Origin of the sequence: Arthrobacter sp., assembly GCF_030540645.1 — a bacterium.
Lineage (GTDB): Bacteria > Actinomycetota > Actinomycetes > Actinomycetales > Micrococcaceae > Specibacter.
Genome location: NZ_JAUNVV010000106.1, coordinates 1,854 through 10,825 on the forward strand (window position 1 = coordinate 1,854; position 8,972 = coordinate 10,825).

7 protein-coding genes and 1 tRNA gene are annotated in these 8,972 nt (G+C 63.7%); 1 reads left to right on the forward strand and 7 read right to left on the reverse strand.

All coding sequences use genetic code 11. The features are described from left to right. Nucleotides 1-64 precede the first annotated feature (64 nt). The 5 genes from thrC to Q4P21_RS14880 all read right to left on the reverse strand — a co-directional run bounded on the left by thrC (nt 65) and on the right by Q4P21_RS14880 (nt 7,073). On the reverse strand, nt 65-1,168 hold the full coding sequence (gene thrC / locus Q4P21_RS14860; RefSeq protein ID WP_207344096.1) for a threonine synthase: 1,104 nt from the start codon (nt 1,166-1,168) through the stop codon (nt 65-67). Next, the gene (locus tag Q4P21_RS14865) at nt 1,168-2,511 is read right to left on the reverse strand and encodes a homoserine dehydrogenase (protein WP_303389518.1); all 1,344 of its coding nucleotides are present in this window, start codon (nt 2,509-2,511) and stop codon (nt 1,168-1,170) included. Before Q4P21_RS14865 ends, thrC begins: the two co-directional genes overlap by 1 nt. Nucleotides 2,512-2,558: 47 nt before the next feature. Beyond that, nucleotides 2,559-4,016, reverse strand: coding sequence for a diaminopimelate decarboxylase (gene lysA / locus Q4P21_RS14870; protein WP_303389513.1), 1,458 nt, complete (start codon nt 4,014-4,016; stop codon nt 2,559-2,561). 2 nt (nt 4,017-4,018) lie between these two features. Next, complete coding sequence (gene argS / locus Q4P21_RS14875; protein WP_303389514.1) at nt 4,019-5,671, reverse strand: arginine--tRNA ligase; 1,653 nt, start codon at nt 5,669-5,671, stop codon at nt 4,019-4,021. An 85-nt stretch (nt 5,672-5,756) separates the two neighbouring features. Then, nucleotides 5,757-7,073: a CynX/NimT family MFS transporter gene (locus tag Q4P21_RS14880; RefSeq protein ID WP_303389515.1), complete on the reverse strand. Its 1,317-nt coding sequence runs from the start codon at nt 7,071-7,073 to the stop codon at nt 5,757-5,759. 180 nt (nt 7,074-7,253) lie between these two features. Between Q4P21_RS14880 and Q4P21_RS14885 the strand changes: the two genes are divergently transcribed. Continuing rightward, nucleotides 7,254-7,326, forward strand: a tRNA-Arg gene (locus tag Q4P21_RS14885). Between the two features lie 114 nt (nt 7,327-7,440). Here Q4P21_RS14885 and Q4P21_RS14890 read toward each other — a convergent pair. Further along, nucleotides 7,441-8,082 (reverse strand): response regulator transcription factor, encoded by a 642-nt coding sequence (locus Q4P21_RS14890; protein WP_303389516.1) that lies wholly within the window; start codon nt 8,080-8,082, stop codon nt 7,441-7,443. After that, nucleotides 8,070-8,972, reverse strand: a 903-nt coding sequence (locus Q4P21_RS14895; protein WP_303389517.1) for a sensor histidine kinase, incomplete at its 5' end; no start/stop codon positions are given. The genes Q4P21_RS14890 and Q4P21_RS14895, both read right to left, overlap by 13 nt.

The following is an 8,972-nucleotide window of genomic DNA, read 5'->3' on the forward strand; positions in this document are numbered from 1 at the left end:
CCCCGGCAAGGGGTGTTTTCAAAAGCGGGGATGTCATGGTGGACCCTGTCATGATGGTGTGCTGCTAGTCCGTCAGACCCAGTGCATTGGCAACCGTGACCACGTCAAAGGGCACGGAGGTGGGTGTGACGGAAGAGCCGTCGGCGTTCTTCAAGGCCCAGTCGGGGTCCTTCAAGCCGTGGCCCGTGACAGTGATGACGAAGGTCTTTCCGGTGGGGACTTCGCCGGCTGCGTGCTTCTTGATCAGACCGGCAACGCCTGCTGCGGAGCCGGGCTCCACAAAGACGCCTTCCTTGGCGGAGAGCCAGCGGTGCGCGGCGAGGATTTCCTCATCCGTGACAGCTTCGATAAGACCGCCGGATTCGTCCCTTGCCGCAATCGCCATATCCCACGAGGCCGGGTTGCCAATGCGGATGGCCGTGGCAATGGTGTCCGGTTCGGTAATGGGGTGCCCTGCCACGAACGGGGCCGCACCTGCAGCTTGGAAGCCCCACATGATGGGCGTGTGGGTGGAAACCGGAGCCAAAGTGCCATTTTCCACGGACTCGTACGGTGCGCAGTATTCCTTGTACCCACGCCAGTAGGCGCTGATGTTGCCGGCATTGCCGACAGGCAGCACATGGTAATCAGGTGCGTCGCCCAGGGCGTCAACCACCTCGAAAGCACCGGTCTTCTGGCCCTCGATGCGAGCCGGGTTCACCGAGTTCACGAGGAACACAGGGTAGGAGTCGGCCAGCTTGCGGGCCACGTCCAGGCAGTTGTCGAAGTTGCCGTCAACCTGCAGGAGGGTGGCGCCATGGGCCACCGCCTGGCTGAGCTTGCCCATGGAGATCTTGCCTTCAGGCACCAGCACGGCGCACGTCAGGCCAGCGGCCTGGGCGTAGGCTGCAGCCGAGGCAGAGGTGTTCCCGGTCGAGGCGCACACCACGGCCTTGGCACCGGCGGCAACTGCAGCCGTCATGGCCATGGTCATGCCGCGGTCCTTGAAGGAGCCGGTGGGGTTCATGCCCTCGACCTTCAGGTAGACCTTTGAGCCCGTCAATTCCGAAAGGTGCCGGGCGTACACCAGAGGTGTACCGCCCTCCCCCAGCGTGATGATCTTGGTTTCTGCCGTTACCGGCAAACGCTCTGCATATTCGCGGACCACTCCGCGCCACTGGTGAGCCATTAGACTCCCTCCACCCTCAAGACACTCGTCACTGAATTAATAACGTCAAGACCCTTGATGGCCTCAACGGTTGCTGCCAGGGCAGCTTCGCTGGCGCGGTGTGTGACAATGCGCAGCTCGGCGGAACCGGGCCCTGCATTCTCGGTTTCCTCACGCTCACGGTGTACCGTCTGCCGCATCGTCTCGATGGAGACGCCGTTCTCGGCAAACAGTGTGGAAATCTTCGACAACACGCCCGGTTGGTCTGCGGCGTCCATGCCAATGTAGTACCTTGTGGCCACTGCCTCGATCGGCAGCACAGGCAGCACCTCAATGCTGGAATCCGTGCGGCCCGGGCCGCCCAGCACCAGACGGCGGGCGGCGGAAACAACGTCGCCCATGACGGCCGACGCGGTGGGCGTTCCCCCGGCACCGCGGCCGTAGAACATAAGCTCCCCGGCGGACTCGGCTTCCACAAACACGGCGTTGTACGCTCCGCGCACGGCAGCCAGCGGGTGTTCGCGCGGCAGCAGCGTCGGGTGCACCCGCACGCTCACGCCCAAGGCCGGTGCGCCGTCGTCCGTCTTGCCGGCAGCAGGGTTCGGCAGCGTTTCGGCGATGGCCAGCAGCTTGATGACGTAGCCGGCATCCTTAGCTGCGGCAATGTCCTCGGCTGTGACGCCGGTAATGCCCTGGCAGTGCACATCCGAGAGCGCAAAACGCGTGTGGAACGCCAACGACGCCAAAATGGCTCCCTTAGCGGCGGCGTCGTGCCCTTCGATGTCCGCGGTGGGATCAGCTTCGGCATAGCCTAGGCGGGTGGCGTCAGCCAGTGCGTCGGCAAATTGGGCGCCGGTGGAATCCATGGCGTCGAGGATGTAGTTCGTGGTGCCATTGACTATGCCCATGACGCGGGTGATCTTGTCCCCGGCCAGGCTGTCGGTGATGGGGCGCAGGATGGGGATCGCCCCGGCCACGGCGGCCTCGTAGGAAAGCTGCACGCCGGCTGCGTCGGCCTTCTCATACAAGGTGGGTCCGTCAACCGCCAATAGCGCCTTATTGCCCGTGACAACAGTGGCCCCGTGCTCAATGGCTTCAAGGATCAGCGTGCGCGCCGGCTCCATGCCACCCATGAGCTCGATGACAATGTCAGCGTTGCGCACCAGTGCCGAGGCGTCCGTGGTGTACAGCTCCCGGGGGGCCTGAACCTCACGGGGGGCGTCGACATTACGCACGGCAATGCCCACCAGCTGAAGCCGGGCACCCGTACGGGCAGCCAGTGCGTCGGCGTCCTCGAGCAGAATGCGGGCAACCTGCGAGCCCACGTTTCCTGCTCCAAGGAGCGCCACTTTCAGGGTTTTAATGTTTGCGGACACGTTGGTGTCCACGGTGTTGCGCTCTGTCAAGGTCTCTAGGCCCCTAAATCGCGTGCCAGCAAATCGTCTTCTGTTTCACCGCGCACTATCAAGCGCGCAGCTCCGTTCTTTAGTGCCACCACGGGCGGCCGGGGCACATAGTTGTAGTTGCTGGCCAGTGCCCAGCAGTACGCGCCTGTTCCGGGAACCGCAAGCAGGTCGCCAGCCGCCACATCGTTGGGCAGATATACATCTCTAACAACAATGTCACCACTCTCGCAATGTTTGCCCACCACTCGGGACAATGCGGGAGCTGCGGCTGAGGCGCGGTTGGCCACTACGGCCGAATAATCCGCTTCGTAAAGCACCGGGCGGGCGTTGTCGGACATGCCGCCGTCCACCGACACATAACGGCGCGGAGCCGTCACATCCGGCTGCCCGTCAACCTCGACCTGAACGGTTTTCAGCGTGCCCGTCTCATACAGCGTGAACGTGGTGCTGCCAACGATGGCGCGGCCGGGCTCAATGGAGATCCGCGGGCACGCCATGCCCAGCTCGGCACACGTTTCACGTACGACGTCGGCCATCGCAGCAGCGACTTCGGCTGCCGGTCGCGGGGTGTCAACGGCGGTGTAGGCGATCCCGTACCCGCCGCCGAGGTCAAGCTCGGGCAGTGTGATGCCGTGCCTGGTCTGGATTTCATGGGTGAAGGCCAGCAGCTTGCGGGCGGCAATGCCAAAGCCTTCGGCTTCGAAGATCTGCGAGCCGATGTGTGCGTGGAAGCCAAGGAAGTTGATGCTTTCCGCTTCCACGGCCAACTGCGAGGCGGCTTCCGCCGCAGCCATGCCGGGAGCATCCGGGTCCTCGGAGAGGAGGCTGAGCCCGAACTTCTGGTCTTCGTGGGCCGTGGCGATGGATTCATGAGTATGGGCGTGCACGCCGGGGGTCACGCGCAGCATCACATTGGCCGTCGCATTCCGCGCTGTTGCCAGTGCAGCCACGCGCTTGAGCTCGTGCAGGCTGTCCACCACAATGCGGCCCAGGTTCATGTCCAGGGCGCGGTTGATCTCGGCGTCGGACTTGTTGTTGCCGTGCAGGCCAAGGTTTTCACCCAACAGCCCGGCCCGCTTGGCCACTGCCAGCTCGCCGCCTGAACAGGTGTCAAGGCGCAGCCCTTCGGAGTCGACCCAGCGCGCCACTTCGGTGCAAAGGAATGCCTTCCCCGCATAGTAGACGTCCACGCCGCCGCAAATATCTGCGAACGCGTTGTCGAACGCGTCCTTGAACATCCGTGCCCGGGCGCGGAAGTCGTCCTCGCTCATGACGAACAAGGGCGTCCCGAACTGAGCCCTGAGCTCGCTGACCGGCACACCGCTGACGGTGAGTTCACCGTGTCCGCCGCGTTCGACGTCGTGCGCCCACATGGCGGGGACCAGCTCATTGGGGTCGCCTGCGGGCGGCAGCCACACTGGGGCCAGCGTCGCGCCGGCCACTTGCTGTGTTGTATCAGTCATGTTTACATCCGTTCCGGGGCTGTAACGCCCAGCAGGGACAGCCCGTTGGCCAAGACCTGGCCCACGGCGTCATTGAGCCAGAGGCGCGTGCGGTTGGTGTCCGTGACGGCGTCCTCACCCATGGGGGTGACGCGGCAGGCGTCGTACCAGCGGTGGTAGGCGCCGGCGATGACTTCCAGGTGGCGGGCCACACGGTGCGGTTCGCGGAAGGAGGCAGCCTGGCTGAGCACGCCCGGGTACTGCCCCAGCACCGCCAGCAGCTCCGACTCGGTGGCGTGGGTCAGTGCCGCGGCGTCAAAGACGGTGCGCTCCACACCGGCCGCTGCGGCATTGCGGGCCACGGCGCAGGTGCGGGCATGGGCATACTGGACGTAGAACACGGGGTTCTCATTGGACTTCTTCGTCAGCACATCCAAGTCGATGTCGATGTTGGAGTCAGAGGAGAAGCGAGCCAGCGAGTAGCGGGCGGCATCCGTGCCGACCACCTCCACGAGGTCCTCCATGGTGACGACTGTTCCGGCGCGCTTGGACATGCGTACGGGCTTGCCGTCCTGGACCAGGTTCACCATCTGGCCGATGAGCACCTCGACCCGGTTGGCGTCATCTCCCATGGCTGCCGCTGCGGCCTTGAGCCGGGCCACGTAGCCGTGGTGGTCGGCGCCGAGCATGTAGATGCACAGGTCAAAACCGCGGTCGCGCTTGTTCTTGAAGTAGGCAATGTCACCGGCAATGTAGGCTGCGTTACCGTCACTCTTGATGACCACACGGTCCTTGTCGTCGCCGTAGTCGGTGGAGTTCAACCACCAGGCGCCGTCCTTCAGATACATGTTGCCGGAGCCCTTGAGCTGTGTGAGCAGCTTGTCCACGGCACCGTCTTCAAACAGCGAGTTTTCATGGAAGTAGACGTCAAAGTCGACGCCGAACTCATGCAGCGATGCTCGGATCGCGGCGAACATCAGTTCCACGCCCTGAGCACGGAACTCTTCCTGGGGATCTGCACTCTCGAGAATGCCCGGGTTCTTTGCCACAACCTCGGCGGCGATGTCCTCAATGTACGCTCCGCCGTAACCGTCTTCGGGTGCCGGCTCTCCCTTGGCGCTGGCGAGCAGGGAGCGGGCAAACTTGTCAATCTGGTTGCCGTGGTCGTTGAAGTAGTACTCGCGGGTGACGTCCGCGCCCTGCGCCTGGAAGATCCGGGCCAGGGAGTCGCCCACGGCCGCCCAGCGGGTGCCGCCCAAGTGGATGGGACCGGTGGGGTTGGCGGAGACGAATTCCAGGTTGATCTTCGTTCCGGCCATCGCCGTGTTGAGACCGTAGTTGCCGCCGGCCTCCACGATCGCCTTCGCCAATTCCCCCGCTGCGGCTGCGTCAAGAGTGATGTTCAAGAAGCCCGGTCCGGCAATGTCAACCTTGGTGACGCCGGGGATTTCCGCCAGCCGGTTGCTGAGAACTTCGGCGATCTTGCGCGGTGCGACACCTGCCGGTTTGGCCAGCTGCAGGGCAATGTTGGTGGCCCAATCCCCGTGTTCGCGGCTCTTGGGGCGCTCCACCCGCACTTCCTTCGGCAGGGCTTCGGCAGGGACGCTGAGTTCACCGGCGTCGACGGCATCTTTTAGGCAGGCGGTAATGGCGGCAGAAAGTTCTTCAGGAGTCACATGTCCAAGTGTACGGTTCAGGCCGCACCCTCCCCCAATCCGGGACGGTTGTGCCCAAAATGTGGAGATTGCACGTTTCGTGGGCTCAGGAACCGACGGGACGGGGAACGAAGTCGTCTTCAAGCATCCGCGGGCGGCAAATAATGTAGGCACCGAAACCCAACAGCAGCAGTGTGGCGAACAAGAACATGAACGGCGCCGTCCACGACCCCGTCCACTGGCGCAGCAGTCCAAAGAACAGCGGCCCCGTGCAAGCCAGCGTGTAACCCATGCCCTGACCAAATCCGGAGAGCGCCCCTGCCCCCACATGGGTGCGCGTGCGGTGGTTGATCAGTAGCAGCGCCAACGGGAACGTGCCGGGCCCCAACCCGGCAAAGGACACCCAAAGCCACGTGCCGTTCGCCGGAGAGAGCAGTAAGCCGAGGTAGCCGGTGACGAAGCAGCCCAACATGACCAGCACGGCCGGGAACGGGTTGCGCATCTTCGCGGCAATCAAGGGAATACACAAGCTCAACGGCAGGCCGAGCGCCCCAAAGAGCGCCAACATGGAACCGGCATGTCCCCTGTCCAGCCCCGCCTGGGTGAGAATCTCCGGCAGCCACGCGAACAGTGCATAGGTGTTCAGCGATGTGCAGCCAAACATCAACGTCAGCCCCCAGGCGGTGGGCGAGCGCCACAAATTCATCTTGGCCGGAGGCAAAGGGGCTGCGGGAGTCGATGAATGAATGGACAGCGCCCCCGGATCACCCTGTCCGGCGGCAGCCGCGGGCGGTGAGACGGCAGCGGTGGTGGGAGCCGGCGTCGTTCGCGGGGAAGACGACGGTCCTGATGAAAACCACGTTTTTGGTGAAATCAGGGCCACAAACCACGGAATCAAGGCAACGGTGGAAAGCCCCGCCCAGGAGGCAAGGGAAAACTGCCAGCTCGTGGCGTCCGCGACAGGGACGGAGAGCTGGGCCGGAAGCGCCGTGCCGATCGAAATCGCCGTGACGTAGACGGCGGTCATGAGGCCAATCTTGGTGGGAAAGTGCTTCTTAACCAGCGGCGGAAGCAACACATTTCCGGCACCGAGTCCGCCGAAGGCCACGACGGTAAAGATCAGGAACAGGGGCGTGGTGGGAACCATCACCCGGACAACTTGTCCCACAATGCCCACCAAAATGGAGGCGACGATGAGTTTTTCCAGCGATGCCAGGCGCAGCACGTAGGGGGTCAGGAACCCAAAAACACCAAACGCGGCCGTCGGGAGCATGCCCAGGATGCCGATCGTGGTGGCCGTGAGCGGCAGGTCCTGATTGATGGTTGAGATCAGCGGAGGCACCACCGTCACGGCGCCGCGCAGCGTCAATGCGGTCAGAACGATCGCGGCAGCAAAAAGCCACACCTGTTGCTGTTTTTTCATGCCCATGTTCTCACCATTGCACCAACGTTACCCGGAACTTCAAGGCTTCCCAGCGAGAATTACTGGCGGTCATGCTGAATTATTCAACTCCTGCGGGACTCGTTGAGCGGCAGTTTTACATCCGGCGCCCCGCACCTGCTAAGCTCTTTCTCGTTCCCTTTGGCAACCACGGTTGCCTTCGCCTTCGTAGCTCAGGGGATAGAGCGTCCGCCTCCGGAGCGGAAGGTCGTAGGTTCGAATCCTATCGAGGGCACATTATTGATGGTGTCCGGCTTCGCGAATCATGTCGCTGGGCCGGGCACCATTTTTGTATGTCCAAGTACCCGAACTTCAGGCTCCCCCAGGTTTCAGGTGCGTGTGGGATTTCTCATGGTTGCCGTGCTTCAAGATAGGTGAGTACGGCACGCACCCGCCGGTGCTCGGAGGAACTCTCCGGCAGGTTGAGCTTGGCCAGAATATTCGTTCCATGGGTCTCCACGGTCCGTTCCGACAAGAAGAGCCGTTCCGCAATGGACCGGTTTGAAAGTCCCTGGGCCATGAGTTCAAGTACGTCCAGTTCTCGCGGGGTCAGCGAATCAAGCACCGACCCTGCCCGTGCCGTTCCCATGAGTCGGGCCACAACTTCCGGGTCGAGGGCCGTCCCACCGGCCCGGACGTGGTCCAGTGCCCGGAGGAAGTCGTCGACGTCCAGCACCCTGTCCTTGAGCAGGTATCCGATGGAGCCCTGCACGGTAAGTTCAAGGACATGGCGCGTGGCAATGTGCTGGGAAAGCAGCATCACCGGTGTTGGGTCCGGCCAGCTGCGGATTTCCAGGGCGGCCGCGATGCCGTCGATGGTTCCGGGCATGCGGATGTCAAGGATGACGATGTCCGGGCGCAGGGCAAGGGTTTGTGCCACAGCCCCCGCCGCATCCGCAGCGGTGGCTAGAATCCGATGCCCGGCGGACTCCAGCAACGCCGCCAGTCCCTGCCTGAACAGTGCCGAGTCCTCGCCAATCACGATGCGCACGGCAGCACCGCCTCGATGATGGTGCCGTGTCCAGCAGGGGACTTCACCCGCAAGGTGCCTCCGTGGGCAGCGACACGGTCATGCAGCCCGTCCAGCCCAAAAGGCGTGGCGCCAGCTGTCCCTGCATCCTGAAGCACGCCCTTCCGGCCCGTGGGAGGTGCCGTTCGCGCGCCGCCGCACCCGTCATCGGAAATCATCAGGTGCAAACTGCCATCCCTAAAGCGCGCCACAATCCGGATATGCGCAGCACCTGCGTGTTTGACTGCGTTGGTGATGGCCTCACTGGCCACGAAATACGCGGTGGTGGCCACGGCGTCGGGCACCCCGTCCGCGTCGACATCGAGCTCTATGGCGTGGGGCGTCCTGCGTTTCAAATCCGCCAAGGCGCTGAGCAGCCCGTCTTCAAGAGCGCTGGGGCGCACACCGTGGGCAAGCTGCCGCAGCTCGGCAACCGCGGTGGCGAGCTCGGCTACGGCCGCATCAAGGGAAACCGCCAGCACTGCGGAACCCGGAACCGTGCGCTGCAGGACACGAAGCCGCATGCCAAGCGCCACCAGCCGCTGCTGCGCGCCGTCGTGCAGGTCACGCTCAAGACGCTTGCGCTGCTCCTGCCCTGCAAGAAGCAGCCGACGCCGGGAATCGGCGACATCGTTCATGGCGTGGTGCAGTTCGGCACGCATCCGCACAGCATCAAGAATGGGTGCCGCCGCCGCGCAGGCCGTCCGGGAGATGCTGCCGGGATCGGCAGTGGCGGGCACGATCACACCGATTTCCTCACCGAGAAACTCCACCGGAACAACTGCGGATGCTGCCACCACCGCGGATGCGGCGCCTGCCTGACTTGACTGGTTTGGCAGACAGGGCCGAACTCCCAGTCCGGGCAATCCGCC

Excerpts from the sequence above, each read along its gene's own strand:
- thrC (WP_207344096.1), bottom strand. The coding sequence starts at position 1,168 with ATGGCTCACCAGTGGCGCGGAGTGGTCCGCGAATATGCAGAGCGTTTG.
- lysA (WP_303389513.1), bottom strand. The coding sequence starts at position 4,016 with ATGACTGATACAACACAGCAAGTGGCCGGCGCGACGCTGGCCCCAGTG.
- Q4P21_RS14880 (WP_303389515.1), bottom strand. The coding sequence starts at position 7,073 with ATGAAAAAACAGCAACAGGTGTGGCTTTTTGCTGCCGCGATCGTTCTG.